The 18,676-nt window shown below is 71.6% G+C and carries 14 protein-coding genes and 1 riboswitch; of the genes, 7 read left to right on the top strand and 7 right to left on the bottom strand.

Features of this window, described 5'->3' with window-relative positions:
- Window positions 1-152: 152 nt before the first annotated feature.
- Window positions 153-818: a response regulator transcription factor gene (locus ACWHYA_RS06515; RefSeq protein WP_425942141.1), complete on the bottom strand. Its 666-nt coding sequence runs from the start codon at window positions 816-818 to the stop codon at window positions 153-155.
- Between the two features lie 279 nt (window positions 819-1,097).
- Here ACWHYA_RS06515 and ACWHYA_RS06510 point away from each other — a divergent pair, with 279 nt between their 5' ends.
- Together ACWHYA_RS06510 and ACWHYA_RS06505 are read left to right on the top strand one after the other, a co-directional pair.
- Window positions 1,098-2,144, top strand: coding sequence for a hypothetical protein (locus tag ACWHYA_RS06510; RefSeq protein WP_425942143.1), 1,047 nt, complete (start codon window positions 1,098-1,100; stop codon window positions 2,142-2,144).
- 461 nt (window positions 2,145-2,605) lie between these two features.
- Window positions 2,606-2,866, top strand: a complete 261-nt coding sequence (locus ACWHYA_RS06505; protein ID WP_425942145.1) for a hypothetical protein — start codon at window positions 2,606-2,608, stop codon at window positions 2,864-2,866.
- Between the two features lie 114 nt (window positions 2,867-2,980).
- Here ACWHYA_RS06505 and ACWHYA_RS06500 read toward each other — a convergent pair whose 3' ends face one another.
- Window positions 2,981-4,504 (bottom strand): sensor histidine kinase, encoded by a 1,524-nt coding sequence (locus tag ACWHYA_RS06500; RefSeq protein ID WP_425942147.1) that lies wholly within the window; start codon window positions 4,502-4,504, stop codon window positions 2,981-2,983.
- Window positions 4,505-4,521: 17 nt separating this feature from the next.
- Window positions 4,522-5,796: a DUF2891 family protein gene (locus ACWHYA_RS06495; protein WP_425942149.1), complete on the bottom strand. Its 1,275-nt coding sequence runs from the start codon at window positions 5,794-5,796 to the stop codon at window positions 4,522-4,524.
- Between ACWHYA_RS06495 and ACWHYA_RS06490 the strand changes: the two genes are divergently transcribed.
- Complete coding sequence (locus tag ACWHYA_RS06490; RefSeq protein WP_425942151.1) at window positions 5,795-6,604, top strand: thioesterase family protein; 810 nt, start codon at window positions 5,795-5,797, stop codon at window positions 6,602-6,604. The genes ACWHYA_RS06495 and ACWHYA_RS06490 overlap by 2 nt on opposite strands.
- A gap of 238 nt (window positions 6,605-6,842) precedes the next feature.
- Here ACWHYA_RS06490 and ACWHYA_RS06485 read toward each other — a convergent pair whose 3' ends face one another.
- A complete protein-coding gene (locus tag ACWHYA_RS06485) occupies window positions 6,843-7,460 on the bottom strand; it encodes a DUF4230 domain-containing protein (RefSeq protein WP_425942153.1) in 618 nt (205 codons plus the stop codon).
- Window positions 7,461-7,727: 267 nt separating this feature from the next.
- Between ACWHYA_RS06485 and ACWHYA_RS06480 the strand changes: the two genes are divergently transcribed.
- The 3 genes from ACWHYA_RS06480 (at window position 7,728) to ACWHYA_RS06470 (ending at window position 12,646) form a co-directional block, all read left to right on the top strand.
- The gene (locus ACWHYA_RS06480; RefSeq protein ID WP_425942155.1) at window positions 7,728-8,348 is read left to right on the top strand and encodes a hypothetical protein; all 621 of its coding nucleotides are present in this window, start codon (window positions 7,728-7,730) and stop codon (window positions 8,346-8,348) included.
- Window positions 8,349-8,401: 53 nt separating this feature from the next.
- Window positions 8,402-9,571 (top strand): SGNH/GDSL hydrolase family protein, encoded by a 1,170-nt coding sequence (locus ACWHYA_RS06475; RefSeq protein ID WP_425942157.1) that lies wholly within the window; start codon window positions 8,402-8,404, stop codon window positions 9,569-9,571.
- A gap of 138 nt (window positions 9,572-9,709) precedes the next feature.
- Window positions 9,710-12,646: a S8 family serine peptidase gene (locus ACWHYA_RS06470; protein WP_425942159.1), complete on the top strand. Its 2,937-nt coding sequence runs from the start codon at window positions 9,710-9,712 to the stop codon at window positions 12,644-12,646.
- A gap of 431 nt (window positions 12,647-13,077) precedes the next feature.
- Here ACWHYA_RS06470 and ACWHYA_RS06465 read toward each other — a convergent pair whose 3' ends face one another.
- A complete protein-coding gene (locus ACWHYA_RS06465) occupies window positions 13,078-14,691 on the bottom strand; it encodes an N-acetylmuramoyl-L-alanine amidase (RefSeq protein WP_425942161.1) in 1,614 nt (537 codons plus the stop codon).
- A 225-nt stretch (window positions 14,692-14,916) separates the two neighbouring features.
- Here ACWHYA_RS06465 and ACWHYA_RS06460 point away from each other — a divergent pair, with 225 nt between their 5' ends.
- On the top strand, window positions 14,917-15,600 hold the full coding sequence (locus ACWHYA_RS06460) for an RDD family protein (protein ID WP_425942163.1): 684 nt from the start codon (window positions 14,917-14,919) through the stop codon (window positions 15,598-15,600).
- 61 nt (window positions 15,601-15,661) lie between these two features.
- Here ACWHYA_RS06460 and ACWHYA_RS06455 read toward each other — a convergent pair whose 3' ends face one another.
- Window positions 15,662-16,651, bottom strand: a complete 990-nt coding sequence (locus ACWHYA_RS06455; RefSeq protein ID WP_448095581.1) for an ABC transporter ATP-binding protein — start codon at window positions 16,649-16,651, stop codon at window positions 15,662-15,664.
- Window positions 16,652-16,664: 13 nt separating this feature from the next.
- Window positions 16,665-18,410: an ABC transporter permease gene (locus tag ACWHYA_RS06450; protein ID WP_425942167.1), complete on the bottom strand. Its 1,746-nt coding sequence runs from the start codon at window positions 18,408-18,410 to the stop codon at window positions 16,665-16,667.
- Window positions 18,401-18,507, bottom strand: a riboswitch (TPP riboswitch). (Overlaps the previous gene by 10 nt.)
- Between the last annotated feature and the right edge of the window lie 169 nt (window positions 18,508-18,676).

The raw sequence follows: 18,676 nt of genomic DNA, 5'->3' as shown, positions 1-18,676 counted from the left end.
GGGGGTCGAGCGCCCGATCACGCTGGCGGGTGGATGCAGGTGGGGCAAGCGGCCGATCACGCTGGCTGGTCGCTGGAGGTGAGAGTCGACCGTGCGATCACGGTGGCTGGTCGCTGGACGTGGGAGGCGAGCGGTGCCGAGGTGCGGCCTCGTCAGGATTCGAAGCGGTAGCCGATCCCGCGCACGGTGGTGATCCGGTCGGCACCCAGCTTGGTGCGCAGGTAGCGGATGTAGACGTCGACGACGTTGGAGCTGCCCGTCACCTCGTACCCCCAGACCCGGTCGAGGAGCTGGTCGCGGCTGAGGGCCTGGCCGGCGTGCTCCATCAGCTCGCGCGCCAGGGTGAACTCCCGGGCGGACAGGTCGACCGGCGTCCCGTCGACCTCGGCCGTGTGGGCGACGAGGTCCAGGACCACGCCTCCGGCTATGACCTGCTGGGCGTCGGTGCTGACGTGAGTCTTCTGCCGAAGCCGGACCTTGACCCGGGCCAGCAGCTCCTCCACGCGGAAAGGTTTGGCCAGGTAGTCGTCCGCGCCGTTCTCCAGTCCGGAGACCGTGTCCTCGACCGAGTCGCGGGCCGTGCACATGATGATCGGGACCGGGTCCTCCATCGTGCGCAGCATCCTGAGCACGGTGAACCCGTCCATCCGCGGCAGCCCGACGTCGAGGACGACGAGGTCGACGTTGCCCTCGGCGACAACCTCGAGCGTGGCCAACCCGTCGCTCACGACGGTCGTCCGGTAGCCGGCCCCCCGCAGACCGCGATCGATGACGCGGGCGATGCCCTCCTCGTCCTCCGCGATCAGGATGTGATGCATCCGGTCAGGGTAGTCGGGGGCGGGAAGGGCCACGACGGCGAGCGGGGGGTCGGCCGATAACGAAGGTGTCATCCACTTTGCCCGCAGGCCGGACGAGATGACCTGGGCAAACGCGGGTGGGATTCGTCCAAAGTGGATGAGACCCCTGGCCCGACGGCTGACAGGCCCGACGGCTGACACTTGAGCAGATCGGGCGATCATTGTGCGGCGGTCGTGTCGTCCACAGGCTGGCGCGGTGCGGCAGCGGCGGGAGGCCCCGATGCGTCATCGTGCTGCGGCATGGATGGGGACCTGGAGAGCTACCTGGCCGAGCACGACCAGATCGTCACCGCGCGGGAGGCCAGGTCGGTGGGGATCAGGACCGAGAAGATCCGCGCGGCGGTGCACACCGGAGAGCTGGTCCGGGTGGTCCGCGGGGGTTACGTCACGAGGTCGGCGATGCTGGCTGTGCGATTCGAGGCGCGGCACGTCCTCAGGACCACCGTCCTGCTGCGCACCCGCCCCGAGGACCTCGCGGCCAGCCACACCAGTGCGGCGGTGATGTGGGGTCTGCCGGTGACGACCTCGGCGATGGAACGCATGCATGTCTGCCACCGGACGCGGAAGGGAACGACCCGTCTGCACCGCGAGTTCACGGTGCACTGCTGCCCGGGCGAGGGCGCCGTCGTCGCGGCACAGGTCGTCCGGTCCTCGAACGCCTTCGGGATCGTCCTGCCTGACCCCACGTCTGACCGGGCCCATGCCGTCGCCGGACCCTCCCGGTGCGAGGCACCGACCGTGCCGGTGGTCCATCCGGCCGTCGCCGCCATCCAGAGCGCACTCCTCACCCGCCCGAGCATCGCGGTCAGCATCATGGACGCCGTCCGTCACCGTGGCCTGGCGACCGTCCCCCAGCTGCAGGACTGGCTCGGCCGGATGCGCTTCGTCCCCGGCATCCCGCACGCCCGTGAGGCGCTGGAGAGGTCGGACGGGTTGGCCGAGTCGTCGCCCGAGTCCTGGCTGCGGCTCATCCTCCTCGAGCTCGGGTACACGGTCGTGGCGCAGCACGCCATCTGCGAGGACGGCCGGGTCTTCGCGCGGGTCGACTTCTACCTGCCCGAGCTGGGGGTAGTCGTGGAGTTCGACGGGCGGGTGAAGTACGTCCGGGCCGACGGAACGGGTGACGCTGACGCCGTCGTCGCCGAGAAGCACCGGGAGGACCGCATCCGGCGTCTGGGGTATGGCGTGGTCCGCGTGGGGAACGAGGATCTGACGAAGCCTGAGCTCATCGACCGCTACATCAAGGACGCCGCGAGGACCGTCCCACGGGTCAGGCCCGCCTCCTGAGCGTCGGCATCACTGCATCTCATAGCCGTCGCATCGTTCACCGGCGAGCACCCTGGGCAGGGTCTCGTCCACTTTGCACAGATTGCTAAAAGCGCGACCTGCGAAAACGCGATCGGCAGATGTGCAAACCGGACGACACCCCCAGGCGGACACCGGACGAGACCACGGGCCCAGTGCTGGAGGACACCCCAGGGCCGGCGCTGGAGGACGACCGGCCAATCCCGACAGCACCACGCCAGCACGCTGCGACGCCCCCCGACAGCACCACGCCAGCACGCTGCGACGCCCCCCGACAACACCACGCCAGCACGCTGCGACGCCCCCCGACAGCACCACGCCAGCGCGCTGCGACAGCCGTCGACGATCCCCAGACAGCCCCCTGAACAGCGACGATGCGGGTCCGCCACATCCCTGTGGACAACAGACTTGGGAAAGCCTGGGAGCGGGGTTATGGTCCTCCGATGCGTTCACTCAACCTCGTGCGCGTTGGCGTCGTCTGCCTGATGGTCGGCCTCGTCCTCCTGGCCGCCGGATCTGCCCTCGTCGACCGGACCGCAGCCTCCGAGCTCCTTCAGCCCCTGCTCACCGCCTGCACCTACGCACTGGTGACCAGCGGGGTGGGTCTGCTGGCCATGGGGGCGGCCTTCCCGGACATCCCCGACAGCGAGCCGGGCCACGATCCGGCCGCCGCGCACCCCACGACCCCCTTCGCCCACCGCTGACCCGGGTCGGCGTGCCATCCCGGCTAACCCGGTCCACGCGCACCTCGACGACCCGCCCACGCTCATCCGTCGCTGACCCGGTCCGCACCCACGAACCAGAGCCGTCCAGCCCCGTCAGTCGCTGACCACACCCTGAGGCACCCCGTCCCGGTGCTCCGCCTGGCGGCCATCCCCCTCAAGGCCACCCTCCTCCGGCCTCCCCAAGTCGGGCAGGAAGATCCGGAACGTCGACCCGACGCCCTCCTCGGACTCCACCCCGACCGCGCCGCCGTGCGCCTCCGCGATCACCCGCACGATCGGCAGGCCGAGACCGGACCCCTCGGTCTGGGCGGCGTTCTCGGCGCGGGTGAACCGGTCGAACACCCGCTCCCGGCTCTCCCGCGGTATGCCGATCCCCCGGTCGCTCACCCCCAGCACCAGGTAGCGCGGGGCCGGGCGGGCACCGAGCTCCTCGGCCAGACGGCCCAGGCCCGACCCCGCCGGCGCCCACGCCGTGGACAGCTCGACGGTCGACCCCTCCCCGCTGAACTTCACCGCGTTCGCCGCCAGCTGGACCAGCGCCTGGAGCACACGCTGGCGGTCCAGCTCCACGACCCCCTCGGCCCCGACGTCCAGCCGCCAGGCCCGGGGCCCGAGCGCCGTGATCCGGTCCATGGCCTCCACCGCCAGCTGGGTCACGTCGGTCCCTGCCGGCCGCAGGAAGTCCGGCCGCTGCGAGCGCGCGAGCATGAGCAGGTCGTCCACGAGCCGCTGCATCCGGTCGACCTCCTCGAGGATCAACCGCCGCGAGGCCGCCACGTCCTCGGCGTCCCGCGTGTCGAGCAGCTCGGCGTTGCCCCGGACGATCGTCAGCGGGGTCCGCAGCTCGTGGGCCGCGTCGTCCAGGAACTGCCGCTGCTCCCGCACGCCGGCCTCGATCCGGTCGAGCATGTCGTTGTAGCGCACCGCCAGCTCGGCCACCTCCGTGTCGGCCGACTCCACCTCCACCCTCCGGCTCAGGTCCTCGGTGGTGGTCTCGGCGGTCGCCTGCTGCAGGTCGCGCAGCGGCCGCAGCAGCCGTCCCAGCGACAGGTGCGCCAGCAGCGCCGCGACCGAGAGCACGGCCAGCGACAGCCCGGCGTACGTCAGCGCCTGCCGGGTGACCTGCGTGCTCTGCCGCCCCAGGTCGATGACGACGACGAACGTGGCCTCACGCGTCTCCCCCGGCAGCTGGACGTCGCTGACGAGCATCCGCAGCGAGGTGTCCTGCGAGCTCAGCGTCGTCATCCGGGCCCGCCCCTCCTCCACGGCCAGCTCCTCGACCGCCTCCCGGATGTCCGGGTGCCGCACGTCGAACGGCCGCTCGCCGCCGGAGTAGAGGACGACCTGCCCGTCGACCACCGCCAGCAGCGCCTCGTCCTCCCCTGCCACCGCGGTCTGCAGGAAGGTCAGGAAAAGCTGGTCGGCGTCCCGGTAGGGCTGCCCGTCACCGTCCGGCCCCGATTGCGCGAGCAGCAGCAGCTCGGACTGCTCCTGCAGCAGCTCGGCGTCCACCCGCTCCACGAGGGAGCGGTAGCCCAGCGCGTAGTTCACCAGCCCGGTCACCAGCAGGCCCACCGTCATCACCGCGACGATGAGGGCCAGCAGGCGTTGTCGCACGGACCACGCGCGCCCCCTCACGGCGAACCCCCGTCCTGCCGGCGCGAGGACGCGCCACGGCCGCCCTGCCGGCGCGGCGTGACACGGCCGTCCTGCCGGCGCGGCGCGACGCGGCCGTCCTGTCGGGGCGAGGGCGGGACGCCACGAGACCCGGCCCCGGCCCACCGCTCCTCCAGCACCCCGCGGGCCAGCAGCGCGAACGACACGAGCCAGTGGGTCGCCATGAAGTCCCCGTCGGTGATCTGCCGCAGCACCGCCGCCTCCTGCGCGTCGGCCGCCGCCCGCAACCGCCCGGCCACTCCGTCAACCTCGACCCGCCCCGCCAGCACCCTCAGCTGCCAGGCCCGGCTGAGCGCGAGCCCGAGCAGGTGGGCGTACTGCCCGTTCGTCGGGTCGCCCACCTCCGGCACCTCCAGCAGGTGCTCGTGCCGCCCCTCGCCGAGCCCGGGCAGGAACCCGTCCAGCCACGCCGCGAGCGCTCCCGGCTCGAGCACCCGCGTCATGAGCCCGGCCTCGGTCAGCGCGGGGCTGAGGAAGTCGGTGCCCCCGGGCTCCCACGCGGTCGGCGCACCCGCGTCCTCCCCGAACCACGTGAGCGCCTTCTCCCGGCACGCGGCCACGACGTCGTCCCGCCCCAGCCGCTCGAAGGCGTCGACGAGCAGCCACAGCGCGAAGGCGTCGTTCTGGTGCTTCCCGTGCCGCACCGGGTACGTCTGCCGCGGCAACCACCCCAGCACGTGCTCGGCCAGGACCTCCCCCAGCGGCGCCAGTGCGTCGGCCCAGGACGACCAGGGGGTATGCCGCGCGCCGGCGGAGCCCTCCCCCGCCCCGCCCGCGGTCCCCGGCTGGGAGTTGTCCCCGTGCTCCTCCGCCCGCTCCATGGCGTCCGAGCCCAACCCCGCCACCCCCTCCGTCACCGACGCGACCAGCTGGGCGGCCCAGGCCCAGCCGTAGGGCCGCTCGAAAGCCGGGCGCTCCCGCAGGTAGGCCACCTCGACCGTGAGGTTCTGCGCGGTCAGCCGCTCCCCCAGCAGACCGACCACGGCGGCGCTCTCCTCCTCGCCGAGCGCGTCGGCATACCGGAGCAGGAGGGTGACCAGGGACCACTGGACGTGCACGCAGGAGTGCCAGTCCAGGGACCCGTGGAAGGCGGGGTGCAGACGCTCGGGGACGAGGGTGGTGTCGTCGGGGCCGGTGACGACGTGGCCCGGCGCCCACGGGTAGGGCGTCGTGACGACCGCGCGCGCGATGCGGCTCCAGGCGGCGGCGTCGGGCGGCGGGAGGGGGGCCATGGTCCATTACTACACTCGCCGGGTGAGCGCGGATGAGAACCAGGACTTCTACTACGTCGCGCAGGGGAAGGGTCGGTACGCGCCGACCCTCCGTGCCCAGGGCGCCTGGCAGGAGACCGAGCAGCACATGGCGCCGGTCGCCGGGCTGCTCGTGCACTGCCTGGAGCGGCACGACCCGCGGCCCGAGCTCCAGTGGGCGCGGATCACCTTCGACATCCTGGGGATGATCCACCTGGAGGAGACGACCGTGGTCACGCGCACGCTGCGGCCGGGGCGGACGATCGAGCTGGTGGAGGCGACCGCCAGCGCCGGTGGGCGTGACGTCGTGCGGGCGACCGCGTGGCGGCTGGCCAGGGCCGACACCGCGCAGGTCGCGGGCGTGGAGGCGCCGTCGCTGCCGGGGCCGGACGGGGTGCCGCCGTGGACGGGGATGGAGCACTGGGGCGGCGGGTTCATCCACTCCCTGGAGTTCCTGTCCGCGGAGTCGAGGCCGGGGCGGGGGCAGGCCTGGGTGCGGACGCCGGTCGGGCTGGTGGACGGGGAGGAGAGCAGCCGGTTCGCGCGGTGGTGCGGGCTGCTGGACGTGGCCAACGGGGTCGCGAACCGGCGGCCGCCGACGGAGTGGCTCTATCCGAACGTCGACCTCACGCTGCACCTGCACCGCCAGCCCGAGGGTGAGTGGGTCGGGCTGGACACCTCGGTCAGCTGGGGGCCGGGCGGAACCGGCCAGACGTCGTCGGTGGTGCACGACAGGTCGGGACCGGTCGGGACGGTGGAGCAGTCGCTGACGATCCGGGCGAGGGGGTAGAAACGGCGGTCCGGGGGGCGATTCATCCAGCGCCGCGGAAAGTGTGATGCAGATCACACGAAACGGGGGCAACGTCTAGCAGTTCCCCGACGTCTTTACTGATGTCGGGACGGGACACCCGATGCAGTCACGAGGGGCGTCGCAATGGCGCGTGGCTCACTGGGGGGAGCAGGGGTGGGGCGCTGGTTCAGGGGACCGGCGCTCCACCTCCTGCGCACCGGCTGACGATCCGCGGTGTTCAACCCTCCACGACCGTCAGCTGGATGTCGAGGGCGCCGAACATGCCGGTCAGCATCTCCCGCGTGTTCTCCTCGGCCTGCTGCACCAGCCCCGACTCCTCGGCTGCGGCCAGCATCCTCTGCTCGGCCTCCTGGTAGAGCTCCTGCTGATCCTGCGCCGAGAGGGCGTCGCCGAGGCGGTTGATCACGCCCCGCTCCTGGGAGACCAGGTAGGTCCGGTCGTGGTCGAGGTTGGGCGCGTCCAGCTGCGGCGCCGGCAGCCGGATCCGTGCCGACGTCCCGTCCGCCGACAGGGTGAGGTCGCCGTCGGCCAGGCCGGAGAGGTCGACGTAGGCGTTGACCGTGCCGGCCGCGACGAACAGCGAGCGCTCGCCGGCGATGAAGCCCGGCACCCACCTCACGTCGTCCTCCTGGTCGAGGACGATCTCGAAGCTGCCGACCGCGGCGTGGAACTGGCTGATGTCCTGGACCGACCGCAGCAGCGCCGGGTGGTTCCGGTCGACCCGTTCTGTCTGGAACGGGAACGTGACCCCCGCCAGACCGGCCGCCCCGATCACCCCGACCATGGCCAGCGCCCCGACCACCAGGAGCGACACGACCTTGAGCACCCTGCCCATGAGGAGTCCCTTCGACGACCACGGTGTCGCGCCATCCCCGGGCACGACCGGATGGCGGAAGCGTAGCCGCGTCCCCGCCACCGGCCCTACCTTCCGCCCTACCCTCCCGCCATGGACGACGTCCATCGTCCGGTCCTCGTCACCGGTGCGGCTGGGTCTGGCGCGGCACGGAACGGGACCGGTCGCGCAGGCGTCGCACCCCCAGGAGTGAGATGCTCCGCTCGTCGGCCGTCGGGCCGGCGGGAGCAGACCGGTCGAGGAGGACCCATGCGCAGAGCCGCCACCGGACGGGCTGGCCGTCCGCGCCCCGGCGCGCGGGCGGTGCTGGCCCTCACCGCCGCCGGCGCGCTGCTCCTCGGGGCGTGCGGGGACGCCGACGAGCCGGCCGAGACCGACGGGACGGCGGCGACGGCGCCGGGCCAGGCACCCGCCGACGACGACGCGAGCGCCGAGCCCACCCGGACCGACGAGCCCGCCCCCACGACCGACGACCCCGGCGACGACGCCACCACCACGGAGGACGACATGGACCCAGGCCTGACCCCGATCCCGGTCCCCGGACCCGCGCTGCCGACCGGCCCCGTGCCGGACTCGATCGTCCAGAGCGACGCCGTGCAGGAGGCGATCGCCGCCGAGGCCGCCCGTCGCGGCGTGGAGCCCGAGGACGTCGAGGTCGTGGGGTACGCCGCGGTGACCTGGCCGGACGGCAGCCTGGGGTGCCCCAAGCCGGGGATGATGTACACCCAGGCGCTCGTGCCCGGACGGCAGCTGATCCTGGCGGTCGACGGGCAGACGGCCAGCTACCACGCGTCCAGGGACGGCTCGTTCAGCTACTGCGCCGACCCGTCAGCACCGACCGGCGGGGGCGCGAACCCGACCGACATGTGACCTGAGCCACGTCTCCCCTTGCCGGGAGCGCCGCCGGGTGCCAGCATTCCCCCATGTCAACGACGACACGTGCACTGACGGCCCTCTGCGCGACCGCACTGACCGCCACCCTCGCCGCGAGCCCGACCCAGGCCGCCGGCGAGCACTACGTCGCCCTCGGCGACAGCTTCTCCGCCGGCACCGGGACCCGGGCATCGACGGACGGGTGCTACCGCTCGCCCTACGGCTACCCCGCGCTGCTCGCCTCCAGCCAGCAGCTCACCCTCGACTACCAGGCCTGCTCCGGCGCGACGACCGCCGACGTGCACGCCAACCAGCTGGGCACGCTCACGGACGCGACGGCATACGTGACCATGACGATCGGTGGCAACGACGTCGGGTTCGCCGACGTCATCACCGAGTGCGCCCTGCCGGGGTGGCTGAGCAACTGCTACGGCGAGATCGACCGGTCCCGGAGCATCCTGACCGGGGTGATGCCGGGCCGGTTGGACGCGCTCTACGGCGAGATCCGCGCGGGCGCACCGAGCGCGACGGTCGCGGTGGCCGGCTACCCGTACCTGTTCAACGGCGAGGACTGCAACCTGGCCACCTTCTTCTCCTCCGGCGAGATGCGCGAGCTCAACGCGGGCACCGCCGAGCTCGACACGCTGATCCAGGCCAGGGCGACCGGAGCAGGCTTCACCTACGTCGAGGTGCGCGACGACTTCCTCGGCCACGCCGTCTGCGACGACCCGGAGTGGATCAACGGGCTGAGCAACCCGATCGTGGAGTCCTACCACCCCAACAGGCTGGGCAACGAGGGGTATGCCGTCGCGATCGCCCCCGCGCTCGTCCCCTCGTCCGGTGGCGGGGGCGGGGACGACGGCTCGACCGGTGGTGGCGGGAAGGGCGGCGGCAAGGGTGGTGGCGGCAAGGGCAAGAAGGTGACCAGCGCCGACGCGGACCTGGGCCCGACGGGCAGCACCGAGCGGTCGACGTCGACCGAGCTTCCCGCCCGCGGGACCGACCTGAGCGTGCGTCAGCAGGCCGAGGCCGTCCTGGCGATGGAGATCGACAGCCCCGCCAACCTGCGCCGGGCCGAGGTCCAGGGCGTGGACACCGGCCGCGTCACCCGCGCGGTGGCCAAGCTGCGCAGCCCGAACACCGCGGTCCAGGAGGCCGGCCTGGTGGAGCTGCAGGGGCTGGACGAGGAGTTCGAGGACCGGTCCCACCCCGAAGGGTGACTTGCTGGTAACAATTCGGCAAAGACCGTGTACTTCCGGCGTCGCGGGGCGCAGGATCAGGGCGGATCTGGGAATCAGGCCACACCGTGGTGGCCGCCCAGATCCGTCCCGTCCCTGTGAGAGAGGAACCCCGTGGGTATGACGTCCCCGCGCCGGGGTGCACGCATCGCCGCGTTCGCCACCGCCGCCACCGTCGTCGTCTCGCCGCTCGCCATGTCGGCCACTGCAGCACCAGAACTGCAGCTGGACCAGAGCCGCAAGACGTACATCGTCCAGCTCGATGACGCGCCGATTGCCAGCTACACCGGAGGCGTCGCCGGCATCCCGGCCACCAAGCCCGCCAAGGGCGAGAAGGTGGACACGGAGTCTCGCAATGCACGCGCATACGAGGTCCATCTACGCAACGAGCACGCCAAGGCGTTGCGCCGTGCAGGTCTTCCCACCGAGGCCAAGGTTCACGAATTCACGGTGGCGCTGAACGGCTTCACTGCGGACCTGACTGCAGTCGAGGCGGCAAAGCTCTCCAAGTCCCCCGACGTGGTCCAGGTCTGGGAAGATGAGATCCGGTATGCGGACACCGCCACCACCCCCGACTACCTCGGGATGACCGGCGAGGACGGTGTCTGGGCCGAGCAGTTCGGCGGCACGGCAGACGCCGGCAAGGGAGTCGTGGTCGGTGTCATCGACACCGGGATCGACCCGGAGAACCCAAGCTTCGCCCAGACCGACAAGGTGAAGAAGCCCAAGGGGAAGTACAAGTGCGCCACGCCCAGGGACCCCAAGTTCAAGTGCTCTACCAAGATCGTCGGGGCTCGCTACTACGGCACTGACTACGGGAACAACATCGCGTACGACTACGAAAGTCCGCGCGACATGAACGGTCACGGTTCTCACACCGCGGGGACCGCCGCCGGAAACCACGGCGTCCCCATGACGGTGCAGGGCCAGGACATGGGCACCGGCTCCGGGATGGCTCCTGCTGCGCATATCGCGGTCTACAAGGCGCTCTGGCAGACGGAGGACGGCGGTGGATCCGGCACCACGTCCGGCCTGGTCGAAGCCATCGACGACGCCGTCGCTGACGGCGTCGACGTCATCAACTACTCGGTCTCCGGGTCCAGCACCTCGGTCGTCGGCCCGGATGAGATCGCCTTCCTCTTTGCAGCCGACGCCGGAGTATTCGTCTCGACGTCCGCCGGCAACAGCGGTGACAGCGTCGGTGTCTCGTCCGTGGCGCACAACGCCCCATGGACCATGACCGTCGCAGCCAGCACGCACGACCGGGGTGCGTTGAACACTCTCACACTGGGCGACGGTCGTACGTTCGAGGGCGTCGGCTACGGCGGTCCCCTCGACGCCACCGACCTTGTGCTCGCTGCTGATGTGGCGGCCGCTGGTGCGGAAGACCCTGAGCTGTGTCCCACGGGGAGCCTCGACGACGAACTGACGGCTGGCAAGCTGGTCGTGTGCGACCGCGGTGCGTACGCACTCGTCGACAAGGCTGCGGAGGTCAAGAACTCTGGTGGAGCCGGAATGGTGCTCGTCAACCTGCCCGGGGGTGCTGCCAACCAGAACGCCATCATCTATGGCCTGCCCGCCACCCACCTGACGGCGCCGGACGGCGCCGAGGTCAAGGAGTACGCGGCTGGGCAGGCTGGGACCGGGGCGATCTCGGAGACCACCACGGTCCAGGTCGACGCCCCCTCGATGGCGGGCTTCTCCTCCTACGGCCCTGCACTGGCCGGTGGCGGTGACCTGCTCAAGCCGGACATTACAGCCCCTGGTGCCGATGTCCTGGCAGCCGTCGGCGAGAACCCGGAGACGGGAGAGTCGCAGTACGACCTCTTGTCGGGAACGTCGATGTCTGCCCCGCACGTGGCCGGACTCGGTGCGCTGCTCAAGCAGAAGAACCCCATGTGGAGCCCGGCAGCGGTCAAGTCCGCCATGATGACGACTGCTCGTCAGACCACCGACGCCGGCGAGCCCATCATGCGCGGACCGTCCGTCGCGACCCCGTTGAACTACGGTGCCGGTGAGGTGCAGCCGATCGAGTCCTACAACCCGGGCCTGGTCTACGACGCCGGGTGGAACGACTGGCTCGCCTACGCGTGCGGCATCGGTCAGCTCGCAGCCCCGTGTCCGGAGACCCCGGTCGACCCGAGCGACCTGAACTACCCGAGCATCTCGGTCGGAGACCTCGCGGGTTCCCAGACGATCACCCGCACCGTCACCAACGTGGGACAGGGGCCGATGACCTACACCGCACAGGTGGAGGCGCCGGCAGGCACGACGGTCACGGTCGAGCCGAGCACCATCGAGGTGCCGGCCAAGGGTGAGGCCACCTTCGAGGTGACCATCACCCGGACGGATGCCGCGCTCAACACCTACGCATTCGGCGCTCTTACCTGGCAGCCGTCCAGCACCAAGGTCCAGCCGGTCCGAAGCACCATCGCGGTCCGTCCGGTCGCCGTGGCCGCTCCGGGTGAGGTTTACGCGTCCGGCGCCTCCGGTTCTCTCGAGCTGGACATCACCACCGGCTTCAGCGGTGTGATGAACACCGACGTGGACGGCCTCCTGCCGTCAACGGTCCTGCCGCTAGACGTCATCAAGGACGGCACAACAGTCGTCGATGGTGGTGACTTCTTCGAGGTGCCCGCGGGCACGAAGGTCACCCGTCTCTCCACCTTTGCGGACGAGGTGCAAGCCGAAGACATCGACCTCTATCTCGCTCGCCTGACCTCTCGCGGCCTCGTGCTGGTGGATTCCAGTGGCAACTTCGATTCGGGCGAGGAAATCACCGTGGAGAGCCTTGAGCCCGGTACGTACGCGGCCATCGTCGACCTCTACAGTGACGAAGCGTCGGTCACCGCACCGGTGCACATCTGGAATCTGGGTGACGAGGATGAAGCCAACCTCACAGCCTCGCCTGCATCACTGACGGTGACCCAAGGCACCACGGTGACGGTGACCGCCTCGTGGGACGGATTGCTTGGTGGTGAGCGCTACCTCGGTCAGGTCAACTTCCTCGAGGGCACGACGCTCGCGGGCAGCACGCTCGTGACTGTCAACCCCTGAGGATGACCACCGACGATTAGACCGTCGACCCAACGAGGAGGCCCCTCCCGGATCCGTCCGGGAGGGGCCTCCTCCGTGTGGGTCCGGTTGCCCCCGGGTCGAAACGGACATGTCACCGCTGACGCCATCGACGAAGACACACCCTGGCAGAGATGTCCTCATCGGCTGCAGACGTATGCGCCACTGAGGAGACGCCTGGACAGCCCGGCCAACCTGCGCCGTGCCGAGGTTCAGGGCGTGGACACCGGTCGCGTCACCCGCGCGGTGGCCAAGCTGCGCAGCCCGAACGCCGGGGTGTCCAGGAGGCCGGCCTGGTGGAGCTGCAGGGGCTGGACGACGGGTTCGAGGCCGCGCGGACCAGGGGCTGAGATCAGCGTGACCGGTCGTGGTCGTCAGGACGACCACAGCCGGTCGCGCTCCGAGGCCTGCGGCTAATTCACCCGTACGACCGTGATGGTCGTGCCGTTGGAGTCGCCGTCCGGATCGGTGTTGGCGGCCGGCGCATAGTCGAGGCCTGTCGCCATCACGGATTCGACGACGAAGGTGAGGGCGTTGTCCTTCTTACCGGTCGTCGCGGCGACCGTGCACGTCCCGCCGGCGTCCGTGGTGCACGAGTCGGACCCACCGGTCGTGGTCCAGGTGCCCACCACCTCAGCACCGTCGACCGGCCCACCGTTGCCGTCCACGACCGTGACGGTGACATCGGCGCGCCACTGGTTCTTGTCGTCAACGGTCGTCGCGTCGAGGTCCCCGACGTGCACGGTTGTCGCGGGTTCCGGGTCGGTCGGTCCCGGATCGGTCGGATCCGTGGGCTCGGTCGGATCTGTGGGCTCCGTCGGCTCGGTCGGGTCCGTCGGCTCGGTCGGGTCCGTCGGGTCGCCCGGGTCCGTGGGGTCGGTGGGCGCCGGGTCTTCCGGGCCTCCGGCCATCCGCTCCGCCACCGCCGTCCGGATCGCCGGCAGCTGCGCGTAGAGCCGCTCTCCCGGGCAGGCGGTCGCGTTGTAGTCCCGGTGGCCACCGATGGTCTGAACCACCTTCTCCTCGAAGCTGACCGGGTTCAGGTACGTGATCTCCGCCCCAGGACTCAGGTCGTGCCGCACGGACAGGTCGGCCAGCAGGCCCTCGAGGGCGTCGACAGCCGCAGGGGCCGGATCCGCCGCAGAGACAGTCGGCGTCTCCTCGAACGTCCCCAGGAGGGCGACCCCGACGTTTCCGGAATTCCACCCACCCGTGTGAGCACCGGTCACGACGCGGTCCGTGCCCTGCTCGTGGGCGAAGTCATCGCAGGTCGAACTGTCGCCTCCCGACCAGCGGCCCTCGTAGACGGCGCCGCTTTCGCCGATCAGGTACTGGTAGCCGATGTCGCCCCACCCGTTGTCCACGGCGTGCCAGCGGTAGATCGCGCGGACTGTCCCCGCCGGGTCCGGGTCGTCGTTGGCGGTCACGGTGTGGTGCACGGTCAGCGCCTGGACGTCCTGGTACTCCGGCGTGTAGCGCTTGTTCCTCCCCGTCGTCCGCCAGCTTTCGTCCGCACCCCACTCGGCCCGCGTCACGCAGTCCGCGGTCGACAGAGCGTCCGCCGCGCCGCCCGGCCGCTCCCCCACCTTCTCCAGCGGGCCGTCCGTGGTGTTGATGGCAACTGCCTTCGCGTCCAGGGCCGCCGCGGGCACACCCCGGACCTGGTATGCCGTCGCGCCGGCTGCGGAGACGAGCGCGCTGGTCCACCGGTCCTCGGCCTGGGCGCCGTCCTCCTGCAGGGGCATCCAGGTACCCCATACCCCGTCGTGGCGGAGGCGGACGGCGGCCTGCGAGGCGGCGTGGCCGTGCTCGTTGTCGTGGCCGTGCGCCCCAGGGGCGTCGTAGAGCACGCCGACGTAGTCGATCGGGAAGTCGGTCTCCACGGGTCCTGCCTGCACGGGCTTCTGGTCGGCCAGCGTGCTGGGGGCCATGACGGCCACCGACGGCTGGATCCAGACCAGCATCGAGGCCAGGACGGCTACCAGGGCGACGTGGACGACGGACCGACGGCTGAACAGTACTGCCATGAAAGCTCCAGGGGGGTGTCGCGAGAGGCTCGGACACCCACCGGTGTCGAGGGCACGACCCTAACCGCAGGCTGTGACGGACGTCTATGGCCCGGCCCGGTGCTGTTGCTCACACCGTAAGCACGGAGCCACCCGGTGTCGCTGCCCAGCTCCTCATGTCCGACACTGGGAGGGCGCCGCTGTCTCGCTCCGACGGCAGCGTGCGCCCAGAGCAGGAGGGACACCATGAGCTGGCCACCCCAGGAGCCGAACGCCCCGCGGCACCCGCAGGACGACGGCCGCGACAAGGAACGCCCCGTCGGACCGTTGGACGACGCGCCGTGGTCGGCCGGCCCCCCGCCGATCCCCACCTGGTCGCCCCCGGGGGCCGGGGTCCCGGAGACGCACCCGGGATGGACCACCCAGCCGCACGTCGGCCACCCGGTGCAGCCGCATCAGGGGAACGGCCCCGCCCCCTCACCGGCAGGGTCGCGCTACGCCGACTGGGCGGAGCGGCTGGGCGCCGGCCTGGTCGACTCCGGGATCCTCCTGGGCACCCTGGTCGTGCTGGGGACCCTGACGGACTTCTCCGACACGCTCGGCGGTCTCGCGGCCATGCTCTGGATCGGGTTCGCCGGCTACCTCGCCTGGCTCAACGGCAGCAAGGGTCAGTCGCCCGGCAAGGCCGTCATGGGGCTCCGGGTCGTCCGGGACGTCGACGGGACCACGCTCGGCGGCCCGGTAGGACTGGTGCGCTCGGCGATCCTGTGGGTGCTCGGCGGGGTCACCGGTGGGATCTTCTTCGTGCTGGCGGTGCTCTGGCCCCTGCGGGACCGCAAGAACCGCGGGCTGCACGACCTGATGACCAGCTCCTCGGTCGTCGCCGGCTACCCGCGTGCCCGGTTCGGCAAGGACATCTTCCGCCCCTGACGCCCACCGGGCAGGTCGGTGACGCCTGCCTCCGGTCTGCAAGCCCCGCGTCAGCCCCGCATCAGGCCCGTGACGCCCCGCTCAGACCCGCGACCCCTCTCCGGTCCAGCCGCAGCCGTACCGTCTCCCCCGGCTGGTGGTCCGGCTCGTCGGCGAGCGCCGCGACGGTCCCCACGCCGTCGACCTCGACGTCCAGGTGCACCGCGTCCGACACCGTGACCGCCCGCCGCACGACCCCGACGAGCTCGCCGGCGTCCTCGACCCGCAGCGCGCTCGGGCGGAGGGCCACGATTTCATCTCCGGCCCGACCCACGACACGCTCCGCTGCCTCCCCCTCCAGGAACGTCTCGTACCCGATGAACTCCGCGACCTCCCGCGACACCGGCGAGCGCCACACCTCACCGGTCGGCCCCTCCTGGGCGATCTCCCCCTCGAGCATCACCGCCATCCGGTCGGCCACCGTGAACGCCTCGTCGTGGTCGTGCGTGACCATCACCGCCGTCGTCCCGGTCTGCCGCAGGATCTCCCGCAGGTCCCCCGCCAACCGGTCCCGCAGCGACCGGTCCAGCGCCGACAACGGCTCGTCCAGCAGCAGCAGGGCCGGGTCTGCGGCCAACGACCTGGCCAGCGCCACCCGCTGCTGCTGACCCCCGGACAGGGTCGAGGGGCGGCGGTCGGCATACCCCTGCATCCCCACCAGCTCGAGGAGCTCCTCCACGCGCGCCCGGCGCGCCCCGCGCCCGAGCCCCCGCAGGCGCAGCGCGTAGGCGATGTTCTCCCCCACCGACGCGTGGTTGAACAGCTGCCCGTCCTGGAACATCAGCGCGAACCCGCGCTCGTGCGTGGGCACCCCCGCCAGGTCCCGCCCGTCCCAGACGACCGACCCGGCGGTCAGCGGCTCCAGCCCGGCGACGGCCCGCAGCAGCGTCGACTTCCCGCACCCGGACGGGCCGAGCACGGCGAGCACGTCCCCCTCCGCCACGTCGAGCGAGACCGACCGCACCGCCGCCAGTGCCCCGAACCGCACGGTCACGTCCCTCAGCTCCAGCATCGCCTCTCCCATGTCAGAACGTCCCGACCGACCCGACGCGCAGCCGCTCCACGACCGCCATCACCACGACCGTCAACCCCGCCAGCACGACCGACGCGGCGAGCGCCATACCCAGGTTCTCCGCACCCGGTCGCGAGATGAGCTGGTAGATCACCACCGGCACCGTCGGCCGGTCCGGCCGCGCCAGGAACGCCGTCGCCCCGAACTCCCCCAGCGACACCGCGAACGCGAACCCGGTCGCCGCCGCCAGCGGCCTCGCCAGCACCGGCGCCTCGGCCGTCCACGCCGCCCGCCACGGCCCGGCCCCCAGCGCCGCGGCCGCCTCCCGCTGCCGCGGGTCGACCGAGCGCAGCACCGGCGTCAGGGTCCGCACCACCAGCGGCAGCGCCACCATCGCCTGCGCGATCGGCACGAGCACCGGCGAGGAGCGCAGGTCCAGCGGCGGCCGGTCGAGGGTGATGAGGAAGCCGAAGCCCACGGTCACCGCCGAGATCCCCAGCGGCAGCATGAAGGCCCCGTCCAGCACCGACACCGTCCGCGCCCACCGCGGCGAGCGCGGCCGGCGCGAGACCACGAGCGCGACGACCAGCCCGAGCGTCATGGCGATGACGGTCGCGTCGACGGCGGTGCGCAGCGAGTTCTCCACCGCGTCGACCACGCTGACCCGCAGCACCGGCGTCGAGGCCGGGTCGGTCAGCATCCGGTAGTTCTCCAGCGTCCACCCCCCGCCCCGCCGCAGCGAGCGCACCACGAGCGTGCCGACGGGCACGAGCACGAGCGCCACCGCCAGTCCGGTCACCACCAGCGCGGGTATGTCGTCCGCGCGCGGCCCGCGCGCCGCCGCCTTGGCACCCACCCGCTTCAGCGCCCCCTCGGTGCGCCGCCGGGTCCGTGCCGCCAGCGTCAGCATCGCCACGACGGCCACCAGCTGCAGCACCGACAGCACCGCCGCCCCCTGCAGGTCGAGGAACTGCGTGGTCAGCAGGTAGATCTCGGTCTCGATCGTCCCGTAGCGCAGCCCGCCCAGCGTCAGCACCACCCCGAACGCGGTCGAGCAGAAGAGGAAGACGAGCGTGGCCGCCGAGACGACGGCGGGCGCGAGCGCGGGGAGGGTGACGGTGCGCCATACCTGCCAGGGGGTGGCCCCGAGGGTGGCGGCGGACTCCTCCGCCCGCCGGTCCAGCCCCTCCCACATCCCCCCGACGGTACGCACGACGACGGCCAGGTTGAAGAAGACGAACGCCAGCAGGATCGGCACCCACGTGCCGTCGACGCCGAGGAACCCCAGCGGCCCGCCGCTGGAGAGCAGCGAGCGGAACATCACGCCGACGACCACCGTCGGCAGCACGAACGGCATGATGACGACCGCCCGCAGCAGGCCGCGGCCGGGGAAGCGCAGGCGGTAGAGCACGTACGCCGTCGGCAGCCCCAGCAGCAGCGTCCCCACAGTGCCGGCCGCCGAGCTCCACAGCGTGAACCACAGCACCCGCAGGGTGCGCGCCCGCCCGAGCACGTCGGGCACCCCGGAGAGGTCCAGCCGCCCCTCGGGCAGGAACCCGCGCGCCAGCATCCCGCCGACGGGCAGCAGGAAGAAGACGGCGAGGAAGGCCAGCGGGAGCAGCGCCGCCAGTCCGAGCACCAGGCCCGGCCCGGAGGGGTATGCCGTCCGCCCCCGCCGCGCGGTCCTGCCCCCGGGCGCGGGGCCGGGCGGGGTCGGGAACGGCGACCGGCGCGCCGGTGCGGTGGTGGGCGGAGTCATGGTCGACTTCCTTCGCCGGTGCTGACCGGATCAGGTTCGGAGGGTCTGCGGCTGCGGGCCGCACTCTCAGCGCCGGGGCGCTCCCCTGTCGTGTACGGGTTCGAGCGTACGCGACGGGGTGGAGAGGGGCGCGCGTGGACCTCGCGCTCCTAAAGCGCAGGTCAAAGGGAGGTAAAGACAGAGGAGACCAATCTCACAAAATCTCTATCCAGAGCGGACTCAAAGCGATACGCTCAACCGTCATCGATCGTCCCGTGACGATGAAG

The organism is Ornithinimicrobium carbonis, assembly GCF_977012275.1.
This window is presented reverse-complemented; position numbering and strand designations above follow the sequence as displayed.